General features: G+C 59.1%; 29 protein-coding genes. 21 read left to right on the plus strand and 8 right to left on the minus strand.

The features are described 5' to 3' along the window. Genes AN476_RS05850 through rimM form a run of 8 tightly spaced genes read left to right on the plus strand, consistent with a single transcriptional unit; the run spans position 1 to position 3726 of the window. Positions 1-543 carry a GNAT family N-acetyltransferase gene (locus tag AN476_RS05850; protein WP_054460051.1) on the plus strand — a complete coding sequence of 181 codons (543 nt, stop codon included), beginning with the start codon at positions 1-3 and terminating at the stop codon, positions 541-543. Continuing rightward, positions 540-1067, plus strand: coding sequence for a GNAT family N-acetyltransferase (locus tag AN476_RS05855; protein WP_054460052.1), 528 nt, complete (start codon positions 540-542; stop codon positions 1065-1067). The genes AN476_RS05850 and AN476_RS05855 overlap by 4 nt, the downstream gene beginning before the upstream one ends. Beyond that, positions 1064-1666, plus strand: a complete 603-nt coding sequence (locus tag AN476_RS05860; RefSeq protein WP_054460053.1) for a GNAT family N-acetyltransferase — start codon at positions 1064-1066, stop codon at positions 1664-1666. Before AN476_RS05855 ends, AN476_RS05860 begins: the two co-directional genes overlap by 4 nt. After that, positions 1659-1985 (plus strand): chorismate mutase, encoded by a 327-nt coding sequence (locus AN476_RS05865; RefSeq protein ID WP_054460195.1) that lies wholly within the window; start codon positions 1659-1661, stop codon positions 1983-1985. Before AN476_RS05860 ends, AN476_RS05865 begins: the two co-directional genes overlap by 8 nt. Positions 1986-2026: 41 nt before the next feature. Next, on the plus strand, positions 2027-2389 hold the full coding sequence (rpsP, locus tag AN476_RS05870) for a 30S ribosomal protein S16 (protein WP_054460054.1): 363 nt from the start codon (positions 2027-2029) through the stop codon (positions 2387-2389). 4 nt (positions 2390-2393) lie between these two features. Then, complete coding sequence (bluB, locus tag AN476_RS05875) at positions 2394-3071, plus strand: 5,6-dimethylbenzimidazole synthase (RefSeq protein ID WP_054460055.1); 678 nt, start codon at positions 2394-2396, stop codon at positions 3069-3071. A gap of 6 nt (positions 3072-3077) precedes the next feature. Next, positions 3078-3218 (plus strand): hypothetical protein, encoded by a 141-nt coding sequence (locus AN476_RS23055; RefSeq protein WP_172684799.1) that lies wholly within the window; start codon positions 3078-3080, stop codon positions 3216-3218. A gap of 4 nt (positions 3219-3222) precedes the next feature. Continuing rightward, positions 3223-3726 (plus strand): ribosome maturation factor RimM, encoded by a 504-nt coding sequence (gene rimM / locus AN476_RS05880; RefSeq protein ID WP_054460056.1) that lies wholly within the window; start codon positions 3223-3225, stop codon positions 3724-3726. Positions 3727-3768: 42 nt separating this feature from the next. On the opposite strand, the gene AN476_RS05885 is transcribed toward rimM, so the two are convergent. Continuing rightward, on the minus strand, positions 3769-4803 hold the full coding sequence (locus AN476_RS05885; RefSeq protein ID WP_054460057.1) for a phosphotransferase: 1035 nt from the start codon (positions 4801-4803) through the stop codon (positions 3769-3771). A gap of 56 nt (positions 4804-4859) precedes the next feature. Between AN476_RS05885 and trmD the strand changes: the two genes are divergently transcribed. The 5 genes from trmD (at position 4860) to AN476_RS05910 (ending at position 9196) form a co-directional block, all read left to right on the plus strand. After that, positions 4860-5693 carry a tRNA (guanosine(37)-N1)-methyltransferase TrmD gene (trmD, locus tag AN476_RS05890; RefSeq protein WP_054460058.1) on the plus strand — a complete coding sequence of 278 codons (834 nt, stop codon included), beginning with the start codon at positions 4860-4862 and terminating at the stop codon, positions 5691-5693. A gap of 123 nt (positions 5694-5816) precedes the next feature. Beyond that, positions 5817-7274: a M20 family peptidase gene (locus tag AN476_RS05895; RefSeq protein ID WP_054460059.1), complete on the plus strand. Its 1458-nt coding sequence runs from the start codon at positions 5817-5819 to the stop codon at positions 7272-7274. 281 nt (positions 7275-7555) lie between these two features. Continuing rightward, positions 7556-7930, plus strand: coding sequence for a 50S ribosomal protein L19 (rplS, locus tag AN476_RS05900; protein ID WP_054460060.1), 375 nt, complete (start codon positions 7556-7558; stop codon positions 7928-7930). Between the two features lie 11 nt (positions 7931-7941). After that, positions 7942-8163, plus strand: coding sequence for a 50S ribosomal protein L31 (gene rpmE, locus AN476_RS05905; protein ID WP_009810716.1), 222 nt, complete (start codon positions 7942-7944; stop codon positions 8161-8163). Between the two features lie 223 nt (positions 8164-8386). Next, positions 8387-9196, plus strand: coding sequence for a division plane positioning ATPase MipZ (locus AN476_RS05910; RefSeq protein ID WP_054460061.1), 810 nt, complete (start codon positions 8387-8389; stop codon positions 9194-9196). Between the two features lie 39 nt (positions 9197-9235). Here AN476_RS05910 and AN476_RS05915 read toward each other — a convergent pair whose 3' ends face one another. Both AN476_RS05915 and AN476_RS05920 read right to left on the minus strand, forming a co-directional pair. Then, positions 9236-10486, minus strand: a complete 1251-nt coding sequence (locus AN476_RS05915; RefSeq protein ID WP_054460062.1) for an adenylate/guanylate cyclase domain-containing protein — start codon at positions 10484-10486, stop codon at positions 9236-9238. A 55-nt stretch (positions 10487-10541) separates the two neighbouring features. Then, positions 10542-10994, minus strand: coding sequence for a MarR family winged helix-turn-helix transcriptional regulator (locus AN476_RS05920; protein WP_054460063.1), 453 nt, complete (start codon positions 10992-10994; stop codon positions 10542-10544). Positions 10995-11064: 70 nt separating this feature from the next. Between AN476_RS05920 and hmgA the strand changes: the two genes are divergently transcribed. From hmgA to maiA, 7 genes are all read left to right on the plus strand, one after another. Beyond that, positions 11065-12420, plus strand: coding sequence for a homogentisate 1,2-dioxygenase (gene hmgA, locus AN476_RS05925; RefSeq protein WP_054460064.1), 1356 nt, complete (start codon positions 11065-11067; stop codon positions 12418-12420). A 118-nt stretch (positions 12421-12538) separates the two neighbouring features. Then, a complete protein-coding gene (gene fahA, locus AN476_RS05930) occupies positions 12539-13798 on the plus strand; it encodes a fumarylacetoacetase (RefSeq protein ID WP_054460065.1) in 1260 nt (419 codons plus the stop codon). A 61-nt stretch (positions 13799-13859) separates the two neighbouring features. After that, a complete protein-coding gene (locus AN476_RS05935) occupies positions 13860-14810 on the plus strand; it encodes an MBL fold metallo-hydrolase (protein ID WP_009809788.1) in 951 nt (316 codons plus the stop codon). Positions 14811-14944: 134 nt separating this feature from the next. Continuing rightward, positions 14945-16567, plus strand: coding sequence for an FAD-dependent oxidoreductase (locus tag AN476_RS05940; RefSeq protein WP_054460066.1), 1623 nt, complete (start codon positions 14945-14947; stop codon positions 16565-16567). 6 nt (positions 16568-16573) lie between these two features. After that, a complete protein-coding gene (locus AN476_RS05945; RefSeq protein WP_054460067.1) occupies positions 16574-16783 on the plus strand; it encodes a DUF2783 domain-containing protein in 210 nt (69 codons plus the stop codon). After that, entirely contained in the window at positions 16780-17322 is a 543-nt protein-coding gene (locus tag AN476_RS05950) for a VOC family protein (protein ID WP_054460068.1), read from the plus strand. The genes AN476_RS05945 and AN476_RS05950 overlap by 4 nt, the downstream gene beginning before the upstream one ends. A 105-nt stretch (positions 17323-17427) precedes the next feature. Then, a complete protein-coding gene (gene maiA / locus AN476_RS05955) occupies positions 17428-18069 on the plus strand; it encodes a maleylacetoacetate isomerase (protein ID WP_054460069.1) in 642 nt (213 codons plus the stop codon). A gap of 7 nt (positions 18070-18076) precedes the next feature. On the opposite strand, the gene AN476_RS05960 is transcribed toward maiA, so the two are convergent. Together AN476_RS05960 and AN476_RS05965 are read right to left on the minus strand one after the other, a co-directional pair. Further along, positions 18077-19000: a DMT family transporter gene (locus AN476_RS05960; protein WP_054460070.1), complete on the minus strand. Its 924-nt coding sequence runs from the start codon at positions 18998-19000 to the stop codon at positions 18077-18079. Positions 19001-19087: 87 nt separating this feature from the next. After that, the gene (locus AN476_RS05965; protein WP_054460071.1) at positions 19088-21250 is read right to left on the minus strand and encodes a Hint domain-containing protein; all 2163 of its coding nucleotides are present in this window, start codon (positions 21248-21250) and stop codon (positions 19088-19090) included. A 301-nt stretch (positions 21251-21551) separates the two neighbouring features. On the opposite strand from AN476_RS05965, the gene AN476_RS05975 reads away from it, so the two are divergent. Further along, positions 21552-22310 carry an aspartate/glutamate racemase family protein gene (locus AN476_RS05975; RefSeq protein WP_054460073.1) on the plus strand — a complete coding sequence of 253 codons (759 nt, stop codon included), beginning with the start codon at positions 21552-21554 and terminating at the stop codon, positions 22308-22310. Positions 22311-22393: 83 nt separating this feature from the next. On the opposite strand, the gene AN476_RS05980 is transcribed toward AN476_RS05975, so the two are convergent. The 3 genes from AN476_RS05980 to AN476_RS05990 are packed head-to-tail and all read right to left on the minus strand — an operon-like array spanning position 22394 to position 25712. After that, positions 22394-23671: an ABC transporter permease gene (locus AN476_RS05980; protein WP_054460074.1), complete on the minus strand. Its 1278-nt coding sequence runs from the start codon at positions 23669-23671 to the stop codon at positions 22394-22396. Then, a complete protein-coding gene (locus AN476_RS05985) occupies positions 23668-24588 on the minus strand; it encodes an ABC transporter permease (protein ID WP_054460075.1) in 921 nt (306 codons plus the stop codon). Before AN476_RS05985 ends, AN476_RS05980 begins: the two co-directional genes overlap by 4 nt. A gap of 11 nt (positions 24589-24599) precedes the next feature. Beyond that, on the minus strand, positions 24600-25712 hold the full coding sequence (locus AN476_RS05990; protein WP_054460076.1) for an ABC transporter ATP-binding protein: 1113 nt from the start codon (positions 25710-25712) through the stop codon (positions 24600-24602). Positions 25713-25753 lie beyond the last annotated feature (41 nt).

Genomic DNA, 25753 nt, shown 5'->3' on the forward strand with positions numbered 1-25753 from the left:
ATGATCCAGGTTCCCACCATAGAAACCCAACGCCTGGTGATGCGTATGCCAGAGTTGAGCGATTTCGAGCCGCTCTGCGCCTTCTATGCCTCGAAGCGGGCTGAGTTCGTCGGTGGGCAGATGGAGCCGGAACAGGTCTGGCGTCATCTGGCGCTGGAAATCGGCCACTGGCAGATGCTGGGCTATGGCCGCTGGACTTTGGTCGAAAAAGAAACCGGCAAAGCTGGGGGTATCATTGGCTTGTGGAATCCCGAAGGCTGGCCCGAGCCGGAAATCGGTTGGGACCTGTTCGAGGGTTTTGGCGGCAAGGGCTACGCCACAGAGGCCGCCACTGCTGCGCGCACATATGCCTATGAGACTCTGGGCTGGAAAACCGCGATCAGTCTGGTTGATCCGAGCAATCACGCCTCGCGCGCCGTTGCGCAACGCATGGGGGCAAGCCGCGATGGTGATTTTACCCATGTCCGCATGGGCACCCTGGAAATCTGGCGGCATATGAGCCCCGATGACCTCGCATCTGGCGGCATGGAGGGCTACGCATGACCGCAATGCCCCTGCCCATCCCGGTGATCGAAACCGATCGCCTGATTCTGCGCGCACCACATAGCACGGATCTGAAACCCCTGGCGGATTTCTTCACCACTGAGCGCAGCCACACGGTTGGCGGTCCGCGCGACGCGGCCGGTGCCTGGGACTCGCTTGTGGCCCGTCTGGGGCATTGGTCCCTGAATGGCTATGGCCTGTGGCATATCACCGACAAGGCCAACAAAGCCTTTGTTGGCTGGACCGGCATTATCTTTGCCCCGGGTTGGCAGGAACCAGAGCTGGGCTGGGCTCTGTTTGAGCAGGCCGAGGGCAAGGGCATCGCCGCTGAGGCGGCCAGAGCGGCCCGTCGCTATGCTGCGCTACATCAGGGGCATAATGGCGTCATCAGCTATATCCGCCCCACCAACGCCCGCTCCCGCGCGCTGGCGCAACGGCTTGGCGCCACACTGGAAGAGTTGGGCGACCTGCGCGGCACCCCTTGTGAAATCTGGCGCCACCCAAAGGCGGAGGAAGCCGCATGACCCATAGCATACCCGTGATTGAGACCAAACGTCTGGTGCTGCGCGGCCCCGAGGCCGAGGATTACCCGGATTTTGAGGCGACCTTTTCCTCTTATCGCGCACGTTTCATGGGCGGGCCATTGAATGCCTACGAGGCCTGGATGCTCTATGCCGCCGAAATCGGCCATTGGCAGATCCACGGCTTTGGCATGTGGATGATCCACGACAAGGCGACAGATGAGACCTATGGCATGGCCGGCGGCTGGATGCCTGCGGGCTGGCCCGAACGGGAAATCGCCTGGATCATCTGGCCCGATGCAGCAGGCCATGGCTATGCGTTGGAAGCCACCAATGCCGCCCGCGCCTATTTCTACGAAACCATGCGCTGGGAGACGGCTGTGAGCTATCTCGACCCCAAGAACCTGGATTCGATCCGCTTAGCGGAACGCTTGGGCGCGGTGAAAGATCACGATGCCACCACCATCGACGGCAATGACGCGGTCTATCGCCATCCCAGCCCAGAGGCGCTGAAGGGCAGCCAGATCGCCCATGGGATCGAGATGGAAATCAGCCACTATGCTGACCCGCTGTTCAAACCAAAAGGATGGGCTCTTGACTGATACAACCAACACCTCCGCGCCCGATCAGGACGATGCAGCCCGCGCCGCCGAGATCCTTATGGGACATCGCGAAAGTATCGACCGGCTGGACGCCATCCTTGTCTATACGCTGGGCGAGCGGTTCAAACACACACAGGCCGTTGGTCAGCTGAAAGCTGAACATGACCTGCCGCCCTCGGACCCCACCCGAGAGGCCAAGCAGATCGCGCGGCTCGAAGATTTGGCAAAACGGGCCAACCTGGACCCCGATTTTGCCAAGGCTTTCCTGAATTTCATCATTCAGGAAGTCATCAGACACCACAAGAAACACCAGGAATAACAGGGCAATCCCTGTAAACGCCATCAAAGGAGACTTGACCCATGGCTATTAAACTTCGCTTGGCCCGTGGCGGCTCGAAAAAACGCCCCTTCTACCGCATCGTGGCTGCTGACAGCCGCATGCCACGTGACGGCCGTTTTGTTGAAAAGCTCGGCACCTATAACCCTCTGCTGCCTAAAGACAGCGAAGAGCGCGTAAAAATGGATATGGAGCGCGTTCAGTACTGGCTCGACCAGGGTGCTCAGGTCACCGACCGTATCGCCCGTATGCTGGAAGCTGCTGGCGTCCGTGAGAAGACCGAGCGCAACAACCCCAAAAAGGGCACCCCAGGCAAGAAAGCCCAGGAGCGCGCCGAAGAGAAAGCCGCCAAGGCTGCCAAAGCTGCTGACGCAGACGCGGAATAAGAGCATGAGCGCGCGGGACCTGCCCCTTGAGGGGCACGAGGCAGAAGCCTCGGATGGGAGCTTTCCCAAGGTGTTCCGCGCTCAGCTCGACCAATTGATGCGGATGCGCCGGGATGTCCGGCGCTTTCGCAGCGATCCGGTTGACGAGGCAGTGCTCACGCGCTGCCTCGCTGCCATTCAGCTGGCCCCCTCGGTGGGGCTCAGCGAACCCTGGCGGCTCCTGCGCATCCAAAGCGATCACGCCCGCAGCGCCGCCCTAAAGAATTTTGAACAGGCAAATGCCGAGGCCCTGGCCGGGTACTCAGGAGAAAAAGCCGAGCTCTATGCCGGGCTGAAACTCTCCGGCATGCGCGATGCCCCGGTGCAGTTGGCGATCTATTGCGACGATGAAACCACCCAGGGGCACGGCTTGGGCGCTGCGACCATGCCGGAAATGCGGCGCTATTCGGTGGTCACCGCCATCACCCTGTTCTGGCTGGCACTGCGGGCCGAAGGCCTCGGGTTGGGCTGGGTTTCGGTGCTTGATCCAGAGCAGTTGAATCGTGATCTGAACACCCCCAAGGGCTGGCAGCTCATTGGCTATTTCTGCATTGGCCACCCCGAAGAGCTGTTTGACAGCCCCGAGCTGGAGCGCGAAGGCTGGGAAAACCGGCGCGCCACCCTGCCCGTCGAGACCCGCTGAGCCAATATGGGACGTCTGATCCGCCTTGTCTTTTTTACCGGAATCGCCTTTATCTCGGGCATTCTGTTTGAGCGCAGCCACCAAAAGGAAGAATGCGCAGCTGCGGGCGGCCAATGGGCACGCGCCGGGTTCTGCGTCGGAGAGTGAAACCATGAGTGATCTGATTTGTCTCGGTGCTATCGCGGGGTCTTATGGCGTGCGCGGCGAGGTGCGCCTCAAAAGTTTTTGCGCAAATCCCGAAGAAATTGCGACCTATTCGCCGCTCACTACCGAAGACGGCAGCCAGAGCTACACACTGACCCTGTCACGGGCCATCAAAGGCGGGTTCTGTGCCCGTCTGGGTGGGGTAGAGACCAAGGAACAGGCCGATGCGGTCAAAGGCTTGCGCCTCTTTGCACCGCGCGATCGGCTGCCAAAGCTGCCGGATGATGAATACTACTATACGGATCTGGTCGGGCTCGAGGTGTTTGACACCGGCGGCGCGCTGCTTGGCACGGTGAAATCGGTGCAAAACCACGGTGCCAGCGATTTGTTGGAACTGCAGGGCGACACTCTCAAAGGGACGGTTTTTCTGCCTTTTACCCTGGCAGCGGTGCCCACGGTCGATCTGGATCAGGGTCGCATCATTGCAGATCCGCCAGAGGGGCTGTTTTAGGCCGCAAGCGCCCGCTCCCATCTCTTCCAGATTTCCCCCTGCTTACTCTTCAGCCAACAGGGCCTCAAAAACCTGCGCATAGCGCTCTGCCAGCTGCGTTGTCTTGGCATCGGGCGGATGCGATCTTTGCGCCAGCAAAAGCCAGGACTTGTAGAGCCGCAGGGCAAAGAAGAAGCGAAACACCGGGTCGCTCACCAGATCGGCGCCATACCCCTGCTCAAAGGCCGCCCAATCCGCCCGCGCCACCAGCCCATAGCCCGGCGTTTGTCCTTCTTGCGCCAGATGATCGGGGCAATTTGCCAACCACAGGGTGGCCAGATCGCGCTGCGGAAAGATGCCTTTGTGGTTTGAGAAATCAATAAAGGAGATCTCTGCTGCCTCAGCGCCCTCTGTGTCGCTGAACAGGAGATTGCGCAGATGCAGATCGCCGTGTTCGACAGCAGCATCAAAACTCTGCCCCCGCGCCGCACGCGCCAGCCGGTGCAACAGTGCACAAAGCCCTAGGAACTTATTGCGCCGTGGCAGCGCAATTTGCCTGTCCCGCAGCGCCTGCGCACGCTCAGAAACACGCACGAGAAAGGGTTTGGGCCAGAATTGACGCTCCCCAACCCCAGAGACCTGGTGAAGGGCCGCAACCGCCGCACTAATCCGGCGCAGCACCGTGGCCCTGTCGCCAAACCCAAAAGTGGTGGCCTCCAGAGCGCGAAACGCCGTGTCCCCTGGAGCAAAGGCCATCAGATAGATAGGGCGTTCGAGATGCTGCCACAGAATCGCAGGCGCTGAGACGCCGGGCAGGGCCTGCAAACCAGAGGCGGCCGCCCTGTGCCGGTCCAAATTTGCGGAAAAATGGGCCGAGGGGCTCTGGCCAAAATCAGCCCGCAGCACAAACCGATCGCCCTGCGGCAGCGTGATCAGCAGAACGCTGCGCCAGTCTTGCCTGCGGCTGTTGACCTGCAGGGGGCGAAACCGGGCACCTGCGATGGGCAGGTCCAGTTCTGCTGCAATCTTCGGCCACAGCGCCTTGGCCTGGGCCTGGGCCTGCTCACCTGTGCCGCCAGCAGCCGGCTCTATTTCCATCCAATCCCCACAGCTTTGTATTGCGTGTAATTCTATCTGAACTAAACAAGGGAGCCATGACAACACCAAACAAATCCCATGGCCGTAAGGCCATCCGCCCGACCCTGAAACCGCGCGAGCTGATGACGCCGACGCCCGATCTGGCTGGCGTCTGGAAGGCCCAGATCCTGACGCTCTTCCCCACCGCCTTCCCCGGCGTTCTGGGCGAAAGCCTGACAGGGAAAGCGTTGCAGGAGGGACTGTGGCAGCTGGAAACCGTGGATCTGCGCGAATTTGGCGTCGGCAAACACCGCAATGTCGATGACACCCCCGCAGGGGGCGGGGCCGGTATGGTGTTGCGCGCCGATGTTCTGGGCAATGCCATTGATCACGCCATGCAAAACACCACCGCACCAGGTGGCGGCAACTGGCCTCTGATCTATCTTACACCGCGCGGGCGGCGCATGGATCAGGCCATGATGCAGAACCTGGCGCGCTGTGATGGCATGACGCTGCTTTGTGGTCGTTTTGAAGGCGTCGATGAACGCGTGTTGGAGCACTACAACATTCAGGAAGTTTCCCTGGGAGATTTTGTCATGACCGGCGGGGAGCTGGCCGCCCAGGCCTTGATCGATGCCACCGTGCGACTGATCCCCGGGGTGCTGGGCAACCAGGCCTCGACCGAGGAAGAGAGCTTCTCCTCCGGCCTGTTGGAACATCCGCAATATACCCGGCCAGCGGAATGGCAGGGGCGCAAGATTCCGGATGTGCTGATGTCGGGCCACCATGGCAAGGTGGCCGAGTGGCGCCAGGAGATGGCGGAAGAAATCACCAAGACCCGCCGCCCTGATCTGTGGCAAGCCTATGAGGCAAGCCGCCCGGCCCCAGGCCCAAAGCGCAAAAAGAAGTGACGCAGAGTTAGCCACGACAGTCCCCGGTCTTCTATGCATCATGCGAAAAATCATTTTGCATAGTGGCTGAGCCTGCCCCTCTTGAGATGCCTCAAAGGGCCGGTCAGACTGGGGAGAGAATTGATGGGTCGTGTATTGCTACGCCTTTTGGCGGGATTTCTGTTGCTGGTTGTGGGGCTGGTTTGCGTGCTGCTGTTCAACACAATGCGCTACACGCCAGAGCCCGTGGCTGACACCGGCACGCCCTATGATCTGAACGCTGATATCGAACAGGCCACCAGAGATCTGTCGGCGGCCGTCAAATTCCGCACCGTTTCGACCGATCTAGAGCACCCAGATTTTGCCGCCTTCCTGACTTTCCTGGAAGAGACCTACCCGCTGGTCCACAGCACCATGAGCCGCGAAGTGCTGGCGCGGCAAACGCCGCTCTATATGTGGAAAGGCAGCGACGAAAGTCTGGCCCCTATCTTGCTGGCCGGACATTATGACGTTGTGCCCATTGCTCCTGGTTCGCATGATCTCTGGGAGCATGAGCCTTTTGCCGGCGTCATCGACGAGGAGTTTGTCTGGGGGCGTGGCACCCTGGATGACAAGGGCGCTGTCATTGCCATGCTAACGGCGGCGGAGAAAATGATCGCCGATGGTTTCACCCCCAAACGCACCGTCTATTTCAGCTTTGGTGGCGATGAGGAGGTCGGCGGCCTCGGTGCCATGGCTGTCGCCGTGCATTTCAATAAACTGGGCATCGAATTGGACTGGATGCTGGACGAAGGCTCCTTTGTGCTGGACCGGGTCATCCCAGGGCTGGATCAGCCCGTGGCCAGTATCAACCTGTCGGAAAAGGGCTATGTGACGCTCGAACTGGTGGCCAAATCCACCGGTGGGCATTCGTCAATGCCGCCTCGGGTCACGGCCGTTGGTCGGATCTCAAAGGCTGTGGCCCGGCTGCAGGACACCCCGGTGCCCGGCGGTTTGAGCGGACTGTCCGAAGAGTTCTTTGACTCGCTGGGTCGGCATTTCTCCTTTGGTCAACGGGTGGTCTTTGCCAACCGCTGGCTGTTCAAGCCGCTGCTGGAATCCATCCTGGCCAGCTCGCCGACCACGGATGCCATGCTACGCACCACGACGGCTCCGACAATGCTGACGGGCTCCAGCAAGGAAAATGTGCTGGCAGCGGAAGCCTCAGCCAAGATCAACTTCCGCATCCACCCCCGCGATACCGTGGCCGATATCGTGGAACATGTGCGCAAAACCATCGACGATCCGGAAATTGAAATTCGCTATGATGAAAGCCTGGCCAACCCGGCTTCGCCAGTTTCCTCCTCCACGGCGGCAGGCTATGGCGATATCAAGACCTCGATCCTGGATGCCTTTGGCCCCCTTGCCACAGTGCCCGGCCTGACCATTGCCGCAACAGACGCGCGCCACTATGGCAAAGCCGCCAAGAACGCCTATCGCATCAATCCCTTCAAGATCGAAGGCTCGGATCTGGCGCGCTTTCACGGCACCAATGAGCGCCTATCGATCGAAAACCTGGAGACCGGCATCAATTTCTTTGGCGCCCTGCTGCAAAAGCAGTAACAAAGAGCTCCAGCGCGCCCAGGCCTCTTGATCCGGGCGCGCATTTCCCCTACAGACCGCCTACTTGGATTCGCATTTTGTGTTTCCGAGGTGTTGGGTATTGAACCGCAGACCCCTGCCCGGCCTTCTTCGGCCATCGCAGCGCGGGCCAAACCAACGGCTTAATGAACAGACGACCTAACCTCTGGCGGGCTGCAGATGCGGGACCCGGTGAAGACCAAGAGCTCTGAGGACGCGCAAATACGTCGTGGAAAACCACGAGCAAAATAGGAGAAGATCAGATGGACCTGATCGCACAGCTGGAGGCGGAACAAGTTGCCGCCCTGGGGAAAGACATCCCCGACTTCAAAGCCGGTGACACCATCCGTGTTGGCTTTAAAGTAACCGAAGGTTCGCGTTCGCGCGTTCAGAACTACGAAGGCGTCTGCATCAGCCGTAAAAACGGCTCGAGCATCTCGGGTTCCTTCACCGTTCGCAAGATTTCTTTTGGTGAAGGCGTGGAACGTGTGTTCCCACTGCATTCCACCAATATCGACAGCATCACCGTTGTGCGTCGTGGCCGCGTGCGTCGCGCCAAGCTGTACTACCTGCGCGCCCTGCGCGGTAAGTCCGCACGTATCCGTGAAGATGCAAACTACAAAGCCAAAAAAGCCTAAGGAGCGGTATCATGAAAAAGGATATTCACCCCGATTATCACTTCATCGACGTCAAAATGACCGATGGCACCGTTCTGAAGATGCGCTCCACCTGGGGCAAAGAAGGCGACCAGATGGCGCTGGACATCGACCCCACAGTGCACCCTGCCTGGACCGGTGGTAACACCCGTCTGATGGATGCCGGCGGCCGCGTCTCCAAGTTCAAAAAGAAATACGAAGGCCTGGGCTTCTAAGCATCCCACCCTTGTGGTTTCGAAATGCCGCTCCCTCGGGGGCGGCATTTTTTGTTGTGGGCTTGGGATCGTCAGGCAAGCAGCGGGCCTGTCAAATGCAACTGATACAGAGCCTAACTTGGGCCAATCCGGCAATTTGCATGCTTTTCATTGATTCGCGCCGTCTCTATAGTCGGCCTCAACGAAGGGCGCGAGCAGCGCAGCGAACCAAAGGGACCATAAGATGGCGCATATCATAGTCGTCGGCAACGAAAAGGGCGGCGCAGGGAAATCCACCGTCTCGATCCATGTGGCGACAACCCTGGCCCGGCTTGGCCACAAGATCGCCGTGCTGGATCTGGATCTGCGGCAGCGCTCGCTGGGGCGCTATATTGAAAACCGCAAGGAGTTCATGGGGAAGGCCGCACTTGATCTGCCCCTGATCGACCTGCATGAACTGCCCGAAATTGATCCCGACAGCCTGCAGCCCGGTGAAAACATCTATGACCACCGGCTGTCTGCCGCCGTCTCCAGCCTGGAGCCGGACAATGACTTCATCCTGATTGACTGTCCCGGTTCACATACCCGCCTCAGCCAGGTGGCGCATTCACTGGCCGACACATTGATCACGCCGCTGAACGACAGTTTTGTCGATTTTGACCTGCTGGCCCATACCGATCAGAAGGGCGAGAAAATCACCGGCCCCTCAGTCTATTCTGAGATGGTCTGGAACGCCCGCCAGCTGCGCGCCCAAGCGGGACTGAAACCCATCGACTGGGTAGTGATCCGCAACCGGGTCGGCACCCAGCGCATGGTCAACAAGGAAAAGATGGAACGCGCCATCAACATGCTGTCCAAGCGCATTGGCTTTCGTGTCGCCCCCGGCTTCTCTGAGCGAGTGATTTTCCGCGAACTGTTCCCCCGCGGACTGACCCTGCTGGACCTCAAGGATATCGGCATCAAGCAGCTGAACATCTCCAATATCGCCGCCCGTCAGGAGCTGCGCGACATGATGAAGGCGCTCAACCTTCCTGGCGTCGAAATCGACATCTAGCCCCAGCCTCGCGGATCAAATCCCATGGGGTTTTAGGCTCTAATCCTCGGCATAAGGGGTGAGATCTGGCGACATTCCATGGGGCCGATAGACAGTGTAAAGCTCAAGCGGCTCAGCCACGCCGCGCAGCATGTAGCGCCCCAAGGACACGATGTCATGCGCATCCCCCACGATGGCCTGTTGCACGATCTGGGAGAAGATCAGGTTCTGCCCAACTGACCGATGCATCCCGGCAATCCGCGCTGTCTGGTTCACCGCCGGGCCGATCACGGTGAAATCCAGCCGGTTCTCAGCCCCGATATTGCCATAGAGGATCGGCCCCGCATGCAGGGCCAATGTCCAATCGGTGACGGGCAGCCCCTGAGCCCGGCGCTCTTCGTTGCGCAATCCGATGTTGCGGCAAAGCTCAGCCGCAGCTGCAAGGGCCGCTTGGGCGTCCCTTTCGATACTGCCCAGATTGAACATCACCAACATGCCATCGCCAAGGAATTTAAGGATATTGCCGCCATGGTCCTGGGTGGCGGCCACGGCGATGCCAAAGTAGTCGTTCAGCATCTCGATCAGCTCTTGCCCCGGCAGATCTCCGGCGAGGCTGGTAAAGCCCTTGAGGTCAAACAGGCCAATCACCGCGTCAATCTCGGTCGACGAACCGCGCTGGAATTCTCCAGATAGCACCCGCTGTCCGGGGTCTCGCCCCAGGTAGGTTTGCAGCAGATCACTGGCCATCTGCCGGTTCGACATGGATTTAAGCGCCAGGCCCAAAATCGGATAGAGCGACTGAATGAGGGCGCGATCTTCGGCCGAGAACCCTGTCGGGCTATCCGAGGTCCAGGAGGTCAGAACTCCCTCGGAGGGGGCATTGGGGTCAACAGCAGAATCATCATCGGTAAAGCGCAGCGTCAGCGCAAAATACTCTGTGGCTCCACGCTCTCTCAGCTCTTCCAGCAGCGGAAACCGCAGCGGCTCGTTCCCAGTAAGATCCAGCTGTAGGCGGTCTAACCCCTGCTCGAGCATCTGGTAAAATGGACTTCTGAGCCAGGCCTCCCGCGGGGTTTCACGGCGCTCGTAATGCTCGTGACTGATGCCGTCAGAGCGTGTCCAGTTGTAGCCGATGCCACCAAATTTGGGATGAAAGGCCCGTTGCGCCAGATGAAACCGCCAAAGCGGCACCCCCATTTCAACCAGCTTTTCACAGAAGGTGTTGAGCAGATCCTGACGCCCAGTGCTGCGCAGCCCTTTGTCAATAAGCCAGGGAACCAGCGCCGCCGCTCTTGCGTCCATGCATTCCATCTCTGCCCTGCCTTTCCTGCCCCGACCCTGGGCACCTTTCTCAGCCCTGGTCCAGTCACCTAGATGCGGGCTCTTCTATTCCTGCCAGCTGTCGCAGCATTCGGCGCAGCATCGCCACTTCTTCCGGCGTAAAGCGCTCTACAATCTGCGCATCATAGCTCTGCGCCTGGCTTCGCAGATCACGATAGGCGGCTTCGCCGGCCGGGGTAAGCCGCAAATGTTCTGAACGCCGGTCCTTTTCATCACGGCTGCGCGAAACGAATCGGCGTTCCGCCAATTTGGCCACAGCTCGGCTGATTTTGGTTTTGTGGATCTTGGCCCGATCGCCAATATCTTTGGCTGTCATCTGGCCAAAGATCCCCAAATGAAACAGCACCCGCCACTCGTTGCGCAGCATACCATAGCGATTCTTGTAATGGGCCTGAAACTCCAGCGAGGAATCCTCGGCTGCGCGGTTCAATAAAAAGGGCAAAAAATCCTGCAGCGAAAAATCATCTTTTTCAGTCATGGGGCTCTCCTTTTCCTTGTTAGTTACAAAATCAACTATTAATTCCGCAAGCAGAAAAGGAGCGCGCGATATGAACAAAGCTGCTGATCCACAGGAAATGATCCAGGCCCCCTCTCTTGCCGGCCCGCACGAAGGCTATATGCCCGGCTTTGGCAATGACTTTGAATCCGAGGTGCTGCCAGGGGCCATGCCGCAGGGCATGAATAGCCCGCAGAAATGTAACTACGGTCTTTACGGCGAGCAGCTCTCCGGCACCGCCTTTACCGCCGATCCCCCCGAACGTACCTGGTGCTACCGCATCCGCCCCAGCGTAAAACATTCGCATCGCTATACCAAGATCGACCTGCCCTATTGGAAATCCGCGCCCCACGTCGATCCAGATGTCGCCAGCCTCGGCCAGTATCGCTGGGATCCGGTAGCTCATGATGGCGCCGCTCTGACCTGGCTCACCGGCATGAAGACCATGACCACCGCGGGCGATGTGAATACTCAGGTGGGTATGGCCAGCCATGTCTATCTGGTGACAGAGAGCATGCAGGACGCCTATTTCTTCTCGGCTGATTCGGAACTGCTGGTGGTGCCACAGGAAGGCCGCCTACGCTTTGCTACCGAGCTGGGTATCATTGATCTGGAGCCACAGGAGATTGCCATTATCCCCCGTGGCCTTGTCTACCGGGTTGAGGTTCTGGAAGGTCCCGCCCGTGGCTTCGTCTGCGAAAACTACGGTCAAAAGTTTGAGTTGCCGGGCCGTGGCCCCATCGGCGCCAATTGCATGGCCAATCCGCGCGACTTCAAGGCCCCCGTGGCGGCCTATGAGGATCGCGAAGTGCCCTCAACCGTGACCGTCAAATGGTGTGGACAGTTCCATGAGACCAAGATTGATCAGTCGCCGCTGGATGTTGTGGCCTGGCACGGCAATTACGCGCCCTACAAATATGACCTAAAGACCTATTGTCCGGTTGGGGCCATCCTGTTTGACCACCCGGATCCTTCGATCTTTACCGTGCTCACGGCGCCCTCCGGCGTGCCGGGCACCGCCAATATCGACTTTGTGCTGTTTCGTGATCGTTGGATGGTGGCAGAAAACACCTTCCGCCCGCCCTGGTATCACAAGAACATCATGTCCGAGATGATGGGCAATATCTATGGGCAATATGATGCCAAGCCAAAGGGGTTTGTGCCTGGTGGCATGTCACTGCACAATATGATGATCCCGCATGGACCCGACAAGAATGCCTTTGAGGGGGCATCGAATTCGAACCTCGGGCCGGAGAAGTTGGAAAACACCATGTCCTTCATGTTCGAGACCCGGTTCCCGCAGCACCTGACCGAATTTGCCGCCAAGGAGGCGCCGCTGCAGGATGACTATATCGATTGCTGGAGTGACATCGAGAAGAAGTTCGACGGCACACCTGGTATGAAATAACAAAGAGATAAGACGGGGGCGCTGCCCCCTCTGGGCCTCAAATGGCCCATTCACCCCCGGAATATTTTCCGGAAAGATGATAATGAGGCCGCAAGTGCCTCGCATGATTGGAGGCACTATGCCGCTTCTGAAATCCTGGGTTGCTTCGGCCAATGACGCCGCACATCCTTTTCCGCTGAACAACCTGCCCTATGGGGTTTTCTCCACCGACGACAGCGATCCGCGCTGTGGTGTGGCGATTGGCGATATGATCCTGGACTGTCAGGCCGCTGAAGAAGCAGGCCTTTTGCAGCTGGCGGATTACCCGCTGTTTGAAGTGCCGTTTTGGAACGAAATGATGGAAGAGGGCCCTGCAGTTTGGGCCGCCCTGCGCGCCCGTTTGACAGCGTTGCTGGCTGAAGGTGCTGCTGAGCAGGCCAAGGTAGAGCCCCTGTTGGTTGCCCAGGCGAATGCCGAGTTGCACATGCCAATGGCCGTGGCAGAATACACCGACTTCTATGCCGGCATGCAGCACGCTAAAAACATGGGCGCAATCCTGCGTGGCTCGCCGGATCTGCCAGCCAACTGGCTGCATATACCGATCGGTTATAATGGCCGCGCCTCTTCGGTTGTGGTCTCGGGCACCGAGATCCATCGCCCCAATGGGCAGACCAAGGCGCCGGATGCTGAGATGCCATCCTTTGGTCCGACAAAACGTCTGGATATCGAGCTGGAGATGGGCGCAATTGTCGGCACCGGGTCCGAGTTTGGCCAGCCGATCACCGTGGATGAAGCCGATGCCATGATCTTTGGCTATGTGCTGCTGAATGACTGGTCGGCCCGCGACATCCAGGGCTGGGAATATCAGCCCCTGGGGCCGTTTCAGGGCAAGGCCTTTGGCACCTCAATCTCTCCCTGGATCGTGACCGCTGCGGCGCTGGAAAGCTTTCGGGCGCCAACCCCTGCGCGTGAAAAAGAACTGCTGCCCTATCTGGATGGCAGCAAGGACGGATTGTATGACATCGAGTTGGAAGTTCTGATGCAGCCTGAAGGGGCGCCTGCGGCCACCTCAGTCTCCAAGACCAACTACAACCGGATGTATTATTCTGCGGCTGAGCAGCTGTGCCACCACGCCATTGGCGGCTGTGAGATGAACACCGGGGATCTTTTGGGCTCGGGCACCATTTCCGGGGCGGAGCGCTCTGAATATGGCTCCCTGATGGAGCTGAGCTGGGCCGGACGTGAGCCCTTTACGCTCGATACTGGCGAGAGCCGTGGCTTCATTGAGGATGGCGATACCCTGACGCTGCGCGGCAATGCGCGCGGAGATGGTTTCACCATCGGCTTTGGCGATTGTGTGGGCAAGATCCTGCCCGCCAAAACCTGGCCCGCAAAGTAAGCAACAGACACTGATTATCAAGGGGGCGCTGCCCCCTTCGACCCGACAAAAGGATAGAGACATGGCCAAGGCATTTGCGTCCCAAGGGGACATGAGCGAAAAGAAAATCACCTTTGATGAGATCGGTGAGGGGCTGTATGCCTTTACAGCTGAAGGCGATCCCAACTCTGGTGTGATCATCGGTGATGATTCTGTGATGATCGTTGAGGCCCAGGCGACACCGCGTCTGGCCAACAAGGTGATCGAATGCGTGCGTTCCGTCACGGATAAGCCGATCACCCATGTGGTGCTGACCCACTACCATGCCGTGCGTGTTCTTGGGGCCTCGGCCTTCAACGCGCAGCAGGTGATCATGTCAAACGCCGCCTATAACATGGTGCTGGAACGTGGCCAGGAAGACTGGGACAGCGAATTTCAGCGTTTCCCGCGCCTATTTGAGGGCCATGAGAGCATTCCCGGCCTGACCATGCCGACCACCACTTTCAGCGATGAAATGACCGTGTTCCTGGGCAAACGCCGGGTGAACATCAAGCAGATCGGTCGCGCCCATACGGCTGGGGACGCGGTGATCCATGTGCCGGATCAGAACGTCATGTTTACTGGCGATATCGTCGAAGATCACTCGGCCTGCTATTGTGGCGATGGGCATTTTGCCGATTGGGGTAATACCCTGGACAACATCAAAGCCTATGACGTGGACGCGATTGCGCCGGGTCGTGGTGGTGCCCTGGTGGGCAAAGAAGCGGTGAACCGCGCCATCGAGAGCACCCGTGACTTTGTGCAGAGCACCTATCTGCCCGCCGCCCGTGTGGCTGCACGTGGTGGTTCGCTGAAAGAAGCCTGGGATGCGGTGCGCGCCGAATGCGACCCCAAGTTTGCGGACTATGCCATCTACGAGCACTGCCTGCCCTTCAACGTCGCCCGCGCCTATGACGAGGCCCGTGGCATTGCCCATCCGCGCATCTGGACCGCCGAGCGCGATCTGGAGATGTGGGCCGCCCTGCAAGGCTAACTGCCTCTGATCCCCCTGTGTGCTGATCTAGAACAAGGCGCACAGGGGCCAGAACACACTTAATTGGACTGCATTGGCGCTACTCGAGGCAGTGGTTTCGATACCTGCGCCCGAAATCAGGAGGAGATGACCCCATGTTTGACGATCGCTACACGCTCGCTTACAAACGCTACCCCTACAAGAAATCCCCCGATCAGGACACCAGCACCCCAGTGCGCCACCCCGTCGTGGTGATGGGCGGCGGCCCAATTGGCATTGCCACCGCGCTGGACCTGGGGTTGCAGGGCATTCCGACTCTTGTGCTGGATGACCACGAAGGTGTCGGCATGGGGTCGCGCGCCATTTGTTTTGCCAAGCGCTGCCTTGAGGTTGCTGACCGCTATGGCTGCGGCGAGCCGATGTTGGACAAGGGTGTTGTCTGGAATGTCGGCAAGGTCTTTCACAAGGACGATCAGGTCTTTGAGTTCAACCTACTGCCCGAAGAGGGCCACAAGTACCCCGCCTTTATCAACATGCAGCAGCCCTATTACGAGAGCTTCCAGCTGGACCGCTTTGAAGAGCTGCAGGCCCAGGGTGCCCCCATCGAGATCCGCGGCAAGAACCGCATCGACAATGTCGAGGTAAAAGACGACCACGTTGTGTTGACGATCTCGACCCCAGATGGCGCATACAAGCTGGAAGCCGACTGGCTGGTGGGCTGTGATGGTGCCTCCTCGCCGCTGCGCGAGATGCTGGGCTATGATTTCACCGGCAAGGTTTTCCAGGACAGCTTCCTGATTGCCGATATCAAGATGAAGGGCGATGTCGATTTCCCGACTGAGCGCTGGTTCTGGTTTGAACCCTCGCATGGTGAAGGCGCCTCCATGTTGTTGCACCGCCAGCCTGACGATGTCTGGCGTGTCGACTTCCAGATCGGCTGGGATGTGGACCGCAAGGAAGAGATGAAAGAGGAAAACATCCGCCGTCGTCTTGATGCTTTTCTGAAGGGCGTCGAATATGACATGGTCTGGTCCTCGATCTATACCTTCCAGTGCAAACGCATGGAGAGCTTCCGCCATGGTCGCGTCTTCTTTGCTGGCGATGCTGCGCATCAGGTTTCCCCCTTTGGCGCTCGCGGTGCCAACTCGGGCATCCAGGATGTGGACAACCTGGGCTGGAAGCTGGGGCTGGTGATGGCCGGAAAGGCCCCCGACAGCCTGCTAGACAGCTACAATTACGAGCGCATCCATGGTGCCGATGAGAACATCCTGAATTCCACCCGTTCGACTGATTTCATCACGCCAAAATCAAAGATGTCGACCCTTCTGCGGGATTCGGTTCTGGCCCTGTCCGAACACTATGAGTTTGCCCGTCCGATGGTGAACTCGGGTCGCCTTTCAGTGCCCTGCACCTATGATGGCTCGCCGCTGAACTCCGCCGATGCGCTGGACGGCCCCGCCCGCACCCGGCCGGGCTCCCCCTGCCCCGATGTGCCGCTGGGCGATGAATTCCTGCTCTCCAAACTGGGCAATGATTTCATCCTGCTGACGATTGACGCAGACGCCCCCGAGGAAGTCGAGGAAGATGGCGTCACCGTCAAGCGCCTCGCTCTCTCGACCAAGGATGATCATTCCATGCTCCTGAAAGAGCGCTATCTCGGCGAGGCCGCCTCAGGCATCTATCTGATCCGCCCAGATCAGCACGTGGCTGCGCGCCGTGAAACCTTTGACGAGACCCAGGTCCGCGCTGCCATCCGCCGCGCAACCGGCAAGGAGTAACCGAGCATGTCTGATCTGATCCTGACCGCAAACATCAATGGCGTTGACGACTTTTACGCCGAACTGATTGCCACCCACGAAGGCCTCTCTGACGAGGACAGCCAGGCGCTCAACGCGCGTCTGGTGCTGGTGCTGGCGAACCACATTGGAGACCGCGCGATCCTGAAACAGGCGCTGGCTGCGGCCGCGCTCAAGACTGAGGAGACATCCGCATGAAGATCGAACAAATCCACCACGTCGCCTATCGCTGCAAAGACGCCAAACAGACCGTCGAGTGGTACAACCAGATGCTCAAGATGGATTTTGTCCTGGCGATTGCCGAGGATCACGTCCCATCGACCCATGAGCCCGACCCCTACATGCACATCTTTATGGATGCAGGCAATGGCAACGTGTTGGCGTTTTTTGAGCTGCCCACCAAGCCGGAAATGGGCCGTGATCCCAACACCCCCATCTGGGTGCAGCACATTGCCTTCAAGGTGAAAGACCGTGAGACGCTGATCGAATTCAAAGACCACCTGGAAGCCAATGGCGTCGAGGTGCTGGGTGTGACCGATCATTCGATCTTCCACTCGATCTACTTCTTTGATCCCAACGGTCACCGGGTCGAGCTGGCCTGCCCCGATCCAAAGGAAGAGGCGCTGCTAGAGAAGCTGGACGCGGTGAAATGGGAGATGCTGGAAGAATGGTCCAAGACCAAAAAAGCGCCCAAACACGCCGATTGGCTGCATGCCAAAGAGCTGAGCGACGTCTGATACCGGGCCCGCACACCGGCAAATGAATTGACAGAAAATGGGCAACCGGAGAGGCTTCGGTTGCCCATTTTCCCAATGTTAGACCCTTTTCATGAAAGATCAGTGATGCACGACACCGTTCTCTTCGACTATTGGCGTTCCTCCGCCAGCTACCGCCTGCGCATTGCGCTTAATCTGGCTGGCATCGACTACCAGTCCATCAGCATTGATCTGGTCAAGGGCGAGCACAAAAGCCCCGAACATCTGGCCCGCAATCCGCAGGGTTTTGTGCCGGTGCTCGATATCGACGGGCTGCGCATGACGCAATCTCTGGCCATTCTGGACTACCTGGATCAGACCCGCGACCTGGGTCTGTTGCCAAAGGACCCTGCCGCGCGGGTTCAGGTTCAGGCTCTGGCCCATGCCATTGCGGTGGATCTGCACCCGGTCTGCAACCTGCAGGTGGCGAAACAGGCCACCCAGCTCTCTGGTGGTGCAGAGGGCATGCCAGGCAATTGGATGGTGCATTTCATCCGTCCCGGCCTTCAGGCATTTGAAGCCCTGTTGGCGGGCTATGACCAGAACCCCTATTGCACTGGCGATACGCCCGGTCTGGCGGATATCTGCCTGATGCCGCAGCTGTACAACGCGCGGCGCTGGGGGGCTGATTTTTCGGACATGCCACGCATCACTGCTGTTGAGACAGCCTGCGCCGCACATCCGGCCTTTGCCAAGGCTCACCCCGATGCGGTGAACCCAGGCGCCTGAACCAAGATCAGGCCGACCGCTTGCCCAGCAACAATCTGGGCAGGCGGCCATCGGTCACAACCAGTCCCAGCCCGATAATCACAAAGCCGGTAAAGGCCTCGGTGCCCAGCTGCTCGCCCAGGAACCCTGCCCCCAGAGCAACAGCCACTGGCGGGATCAGCAGAGTCACCAGCATCAGGTTGGCCGAGCCCGCCCGACGCAGGATCTCAAAATACATCAGATAGGCCAGGGCAGTCGACAACACAGCAATGCCAAGCAAGGCGCCCCAAACGTCAATGGATAGTTCAAAGCGCGGCACGCCATCGATATAGAGCACCAGCGGCAACATCAGCACCGTACTGCCAGTCACCATCCCCAGCGCATTCATCAAGGGTGGCTGGCCCCCTAGGAACAGCTTTCCCCAGACGCTGGCCAGGGCATAGGAAAAGGCCGCCGCCAGCACCGCCAGCTGTGCCAGATTGCGCGGATCCAGCGAGGTCAGCGCCGCTGGCCCCATGATCACCGCAACCCCCAGAAACCCCAGGCCTGCCCCCACTAGCTTTTGCGGCGTCAGTGGCTCATCCTTGAGCAGCAGCCCCGCCACTACAGCCCCAAACATCGCAGTGGTCCCGTTGAGGATTGAGGCCAACCCGCTTTCGATCTGGGTCTGCCCCCAAAAGATCAGTGAAAAGGGAAGGGCGTTGTTCAATGCCCCCATGCCAAGGTAAGCCCCCCAGATCGTGGCACCACGCGGAATGGCAATACCTTTAAGCCGCACCACCAGAAACAACACAGGCAGCGCCAGCGCCACGCGAAACAGGGTGATGGTCAGGGGCGGCAGCTCCCGCAGGGCGACCTCGGCAAAAAAGAACGATCCCCCCCAGACAAGCGCCAGAGCTGCCAAAAGCAGGCCGGAGGAAAGATCGATTGCAGGCGAAGAGGGGACGGCCATGGAGGGCTCCTTGAAACAGTACCCCTGTCCTAGATCAGTGCCGTCTTATAGACGACCCGTTTCATGCGCATATCCTGGAGGCTGCCCTCAAGACCCGCTGGTGCCCACTGCCATCTCCAGCAAGATTTCCGTCTCATAGGCTTTCAGCGCAGGTCGTGCGGCAGCAAAGCCCTGCGCTGAAATCTCCGCCTCAGGAAACAGGGCCAGCAGCTCTTCCCGCTGAGCAACCCCCATGCCGGACAGGGTGAGATCACCGGGTTGAAAACTCTCGGTCCAGGCACCATTGGCTCGGATAATTTCGTGGCAGTCAAACATCAGATGGATATAGGTGACCGCCTGCGGGTAGGCGCGCCGAACGCTCCGCTCGTTCACCAGATTGACGGCGGCGGCCAGCACCTCTGGCTCACCAAACAGCATTTCCGCATGAGCACTGCTCAGCAGCATTCTATGCTGCGGCGAGACCAGCAGGTCCTGCTTCGGCAGCCCCTCGCCCAAGGCGCCAGCCGCGATTTGCACGGGATTAAAGGCTGGGCGCGCCGCCAGATCGGCGGCTTGCAACTGCCGCGTGCCAATCCAGCGCACCGTTTGGGCGCCGTGATCCAGGGTCATCACCTGATCCCCGACCTCGATCTCTTCCACCGCAACCTCGCCCTGCGGCGTCAGGATCATCGCACCGGGGGTAAAGCAGGCTACGGTTTCCTCGATCACTTCTTCAATGTTTTCAAAGGTCAGCGTACCGGTGACAGTGCCGTCATCATCGAGGAAATCGACCGTTCCGGCCTCACCATCATCCGGGTCATAGGTGACTCTGCTGCGCCCCGCTCCGCGCAGATCAAGCACGTCGTGGTCATCGCCGCCTTCGCCACCATCAACGCTATCGCCCGCGCCCCCATGAAACAGGTCGCGGTCATCGCCACCTGACAGGGTATCGGCCCCGGTTCCCCCGGTCAGCGTATCATTCCCGCTGCCGCCCTCAATACTATCGGCTTCGCTGCCCCCGTCCAGCGCATCCGCGCCACTGCCGCCGTGCAGCGTGTCGCGGCCACTGTCGCCAAACAGAGTGTCATCGCCAACACCGCTGTTCATTCGGTCATCGCCACTGCCGCCCTCGCCATAAAAGGAAGAACCCGCCGAGCCACCATCGAGGAAGTCATTGCCCTCATCCAGGTAGATACTGTCCGACCCCTCATGGACGCCGATAAAGGCGAGGTCATTGCCAGCGCCACCGTGGATTTCATCATTGCCTTGACTGCCGGCCAGGAGGTCATTGCCTTCGCCGCCCCAGACCGTATCGGTGCCCATGCTACCGATCAGGGTATCGTTGCCCTCTTCGCCATAGATCAGATCATCCTGATCACGGCCAAAGACATGATCATCCCCGGCACCCGCATAGATCAGATCATTGCCATAGAGGCCCTCGAGCTGGTCGTTGCCATCGCCGCCATACAGGGTGTCGTCGCCCCAACCACCGCGCAGGGTGTCATCGCCCTCGCCACCCTCAACATAATCATCGCCGTCCCCGGCCTCGATTGAATCATTGCCCTCGCCCGCCAGCACGGTGTCATTGCCGTCCCCGGCTTCGATCACATCGTCCTGCGACCCGTCCAGCGCGTCGCTGTTGTCGACCTGGTCGCCTTCGGGGTCGCCCAGATAGTTGACATCAATCAGATCATCGCCGCCGGTGCCCTCTACAATGTAGTTTAGCGCAGGTGGGATCGTAAAACTGAGATCCGAAATCCCCGCCCCCCCAGACAAAGCAGCGTCGCCGCCATTGTCGTAGGTCACAGAAAGCTGTGATACTGGTCCGGCGATACTGACACCAATGGTATCGGCAGAGCCGCCCTCGGCTTCGATTGTGACGGTGCCATCGGCGTTTATCGTTACGCTCTGATGGGTCAGGCCGGTCAGGCCGGCGATTACCCGCTCGGCCGGGATCAAAGCGCCAGAGGCATCCAGAATGCGCAGGGTGAATTTGTCATCATGGCTGCTGCCAGAGGAATTCACATGTTGCAGATCAAAGGACAGGGAGGTCACCGGATTGGAAAAGTCGTAGCGCGCCGTGATCGGTTCGCTAATGCCAAAGGCGCCAAAATCGGAGACCCCATAGCCTGACTGGCTGGCGTCCCAGGCTTTTTCGGTAAAAGTGCCGGTGACGGTGGTGCTATGGCCAGCCTCCACGAGGGTTGTACTCCCGCTTTCAGCAGTACTGTTGACCCCGGTCAACCAGATAGCATTATCCAAAACAGCCATGAAGACTTTGTCCCTAACCTGCGAATGCGGCGTTGGGCCAGTGCCAGGCCTTGCCGGGAATCCGCTTCAATTCGCTAGACCTGACATAGGAAAGCGTTAACGACTCGGCCCAACTGCGGTGAAGACAAGGCAGCTGAGGGCAAAACTGTGGCTTTTCCCCAAAGTTGTAGCAAAGCGCAGTACCCGCGCCCCTCGGGCCCCGTAGATCTGCAGCGGCATTTGGGTCAGGGTGGCTTGCCTCTTGCAGAGCCACAGATTGTCGGCAACTGTCTGGCAACTACCCCGCTGAGGAGCCCGAAGCATGAGCCATTTCCCCTATCGTCTGACCGGCCCGATCGGTTCTGCAGCCACACTGGGGCTGATCGCCCTGCAGGTGGACGAGACCATCGAACAGGATTTCCGCCGCCTCTTTGTGGCGCAGGATGTGGCGCTCTATATCAACCGCATCCCTTCGGGGGCAGAGCTCACCCCCGATACCATTGCCCAGATGGGGCGCGACCTGCCTGCGGCTGCCGCCCTCCTGCCGCAGGCTGCCGAGTTTGACGCCGTGGCCTACGGCTGTACCTCGGGCACTACGCTGATCGGTGTGGACCGGGTACGCGAATTGGTTCAGGGCGCCGTGAATACCCGGCATGTTGCCCAACCGCTCAGCGCCACACTCGCGGCTTTTGCGGCGCTTGAAATCTCTAAAATCGGGCTGGTTTCGCCCTATATAGACACTGTTTCAGGCCCCATGCAGCGCACATTCGAGGCCGCGGGCTATGGCGTTCCTGCCATGGTCTCCTTTGGTGAAGAGGTCGAAGCCAATGTGGCGCGGATAGATCCCGCCTCGATCCACGCAGCAGCACTGGAGGTCGGATCAAACCCAGAGGTCGAGGCGGTGTTCCTCAGTTGTACCAATCTGCGCACGCTGGACATCATTGCAGATCTGGAGCAACGTCTGGGTAAACCGGTGGTCAGCAGCAATCAGGCGCTGGCCTGGCATATGGCGCGACTCTCTGGTGCCCCCCTGGCGGAGGATGCACCGGGTCTTTTGTTTTCCAAGCCTCTGACGGCCTAGATCAACAGACAATCTGCAATAGCAAACCCCGCCCGGCATCTCTGCAGGGCGGGGTTTTTCTTGTGGTCAAAGGTGGTGCAGGATCAGTTGCCCGCGCCCTCGCTTTCCTCTTCACTGTTCAGGCTGTTGGGCGCAAAGACACCACCAAAACCAGAGTTATTCCCTGTGTCTTCGGCTTCTGTCTCTGCTTCGCCTTCAAGATTGGTTGGAGCAAAGACCCCACCAAAACCTGAGTTGTTATCCGCAGGCTGAGACTGGCCCGGGGCGGTACTGCTGCCCTGCTCTGCCTCTTGCTGCTGGCGGCGCAGTTCACGCTGGCGTTGCAACTCCTGAATGCGCAGCTCCGTCTCCAGGCGCTTTTGCTCCTGAACATCGGCGATGCACTGCTGCGGACTATAGACACTGGCTGTGCCCACCACCGCAACCGTCGCACAGGCCACAATCACCAGGGCAACAGCCGCCCAGTTGGAGCTAAGGAACCCTGGCAGTTTGAACTGACCTGAGCTCAGCTCTTCCACCGTGGCCTCTTTGCGGGCCTCGGCCACCAGTTCTTTGCGGCGGATATTGGCCTCGTTGAACAGGGCGGCAAAGACCGTGAGCAACACAATGATAAAGGCCAGAGCCGAAATCGCAGGAGTGATGCCGTAGCGGACCTTTTGGGCCAGTTCGATGGTAAGGGTTGGGTATTCCCCAAAGGTGAAGGTGGTGGTGTTGTAGTTTTCAAAGCTCGCCAGGAAGGCCAGCACCGCAGCCGAGGCGATGGCGGGCTTCATGAAGGGCAAAAGCACCTTGCGAAAGGCCTGGGCATGGGTCGCGCCCAAGTCCAGTGCCGCCTCGGTCAGGGCTGTGTCATAGCGCTGCAGACGCGCCACCAGCACCAGCATGCAGTAGCTGGCAATAAAGGTGGACTGGCCAATCACCGTCAGGAACAAGCCGTTGGACAGGAAACTGTCTGCCCCCAGTCCAACCATACGGTTGATCCGGTCCCAGAACACCAGTGTCGAGATACCAATGACCACACCCGGCACCAGGATCGGTGCAATGATGATGGTGTAATAGGTCGCCCGCAGTTTGGGCCAGATCTGGGTCAGCATCAGCGCCCCAGCCAGACCCATCGCCACCGACAAGACAACAGTGCCAGCCCCAACAAGGATTGAGTTCTTGATACCGTTCAGGATCCGCTCATCCTGAAACAGCGCCGAGAACCATTCAAAGGTCAGGCATTCCCAGGGCGTCGCCCGCGGGAACTCTGGCGAGTTGAAGGCGGTAACAGACATGATCACCAGAGGCCCAAGCAGATAGGCAAAGAAGACCGCCAAATAGATCCAGATGCTCAGACGCATAAATGAGAGGTTCTTCATTTGCCGATATCCCCCATGTTCACCTTGAAGACTCGCATCAGTGCAAGCACCAAGAGGATACAGGTCACCAGCAGCACCACGGCATAGGCCGCGCCCTGTGGCCAGTCAGAGTTGTCGTTGAATTGCTGATAGATCAGCTGGGTAAACCAAAGCGACGAAGGACCGCCCAGGATCTGCGGTGCCGCCAGTGCCCCAGCCGAGAGCATAAACACCATGGTACAGCCGGAGCTGATCCCCGGTTTGGCATAGGGGATGACCACCCGACGATGGATCATGGGCCAGCTGGCCCCCATGTCACGCGCCGCCTCGATCTGGTTGCGATCCAGGCTTTCGATGACGTTGTAGATCGGAAAGATCATCAACAGGATATAGGCATAGCCCAGACCCGCATAAAGCGCGATATCGTTGCGGACAAAGTCAAAGGGCGTGTCGAATATTCCAGCCGCCACCAGCAGATTGTTGAGCACCCCGGTTTCACCAAAGATGATGCGCAGCGCAAAGGCCCGCAGGATCTCGTTGATCCAGTAGGGAATGATCAGCATCAGCGCAAAAATGCGGATGTGATTGCCCTTGGTCTGGGCCAGGTAATAGGCGATCGGGTAGCATAGGATCAGGTTGAAGATGGTGACAAAAACCGCCGCGATCAGGGTGCGGTAGAACACCTTGAGATCAACCGCGTTGTAGTCCTGGCTGCCGCCTTCGGGGCCAAAGACCAGATATTTGTAATTCTCCATCGTGTAGACGTCTTTTGGCCCACCGATCTCAGGCGGCGGCAGGTTGGGTCTAAAGGAGAAATCCAGCATCGACAGCTGCGGCAGGATGATCAGACCGACGGTCCAGAACAGCACCAGCCCCAGCATCAGCGACCCGATACCAAAGCCGTTGCGGTCAAAGAACTCTTTTAGGAAACGAGGCATTGCCGCACCTCCTATTCGGTGGCCAGATCGCCAGCGGGCAGGGCCACAGCGTTCTGGACATCATATTGCAGGGTCATCGGTTCCCCCTTGTGGCTGTCAAAAGACTGCCCAAGATTTGGCAAGGACACTTTCATCTCCTTGCCGCCCTCTCCTTCCATGAAGATATTGAAGGTATTGCCTTCAAATTCCTCATTGGTGACGGTGGCGGTGACAAAGTGATCGCCCTCGGTGCCAACGGGGGCCAGCGCAAAGGCCTCGGGGCGGATGAACATCATGGCGTCATCGCCCGGCTTCATCTTGCCCTTGTTGGCCGAGGAAATCCGCGCCAGCAAATCACCCGAACGATTGGTCGAGATCATCGCGGTATCGCCCTGCACCTGTTTGACCGTGCCGCGGAAGACGTTGTTTTCGCCAACAAAGGAGGCGGCAAAAGCAGTTGAAGGATCGTTGTAGATGGTCTTGCCATCGCCGATCTGGTCGATCACCCCGGCGCGCATCACCGCGATATTGTCCGACATGGTCAGGGCCTCACCCTGGTCATGGGTGATATAGATAAAGGTAATGCCCACCCGCTGCTGGATCTCGCGTAGCTCGGTACGCATATGCTGGCGCAGTTTCAGATCCAAAGCCGAAAGCGGCTCATCCAGCAGCAAAACATCCGGTTCCGCACAAAGCGCACGGGCGATCGCAACCCGCTGACGCTGGCCGCCGGAGAGCTCGGAAGGCAGCTTATCGCCCTGCCCCGGCAGAGCGATCATGTCCAGCAGCTCATCGGCGCGCTTGCGACGCTCCTTGGCAGAGGCGCCCTTGATCTCCATCGAGAAGGTGATGTTTTCCCAGACCTTCATCAGCGGAAACAGCGCCAGGTTCTGAAAAATCAGCGCGGTAGGACGTTTGTTCGGGCCGATGCCCTTCATGTCATTCCCGCCGATCAGCACCTGGCCTTCACTGGGGTCCAGAAAGCCGGACACAGCCCGCAAGATCGTGGTCTTGCCGCAGCCCGAAGGTCCAAGGAAGGAAAAGAAATCGCCCCCCTTGATATGCACATTTGCGTCGCGCACGGCGACAAAATCTCCAAAGCGGATCCAGAGGTTTTCAAGATCTACGCCGACCCCAGCACTCATGTGGTCTCTCCTCAGCTCACAGCTCTCGTGCCCGGTGGAGA

Origin of the sequence: Phaeobacter sp. 11ANDIMAR09, assembly GCF_001294455.1 — a bacterium.
Taxonomy (GTDB): Bacteria; Pseudomonadota; Alphaproteobacteria; order Rhodobacterales; family Rhodobacteraceae; genus Pseudophaeobacter.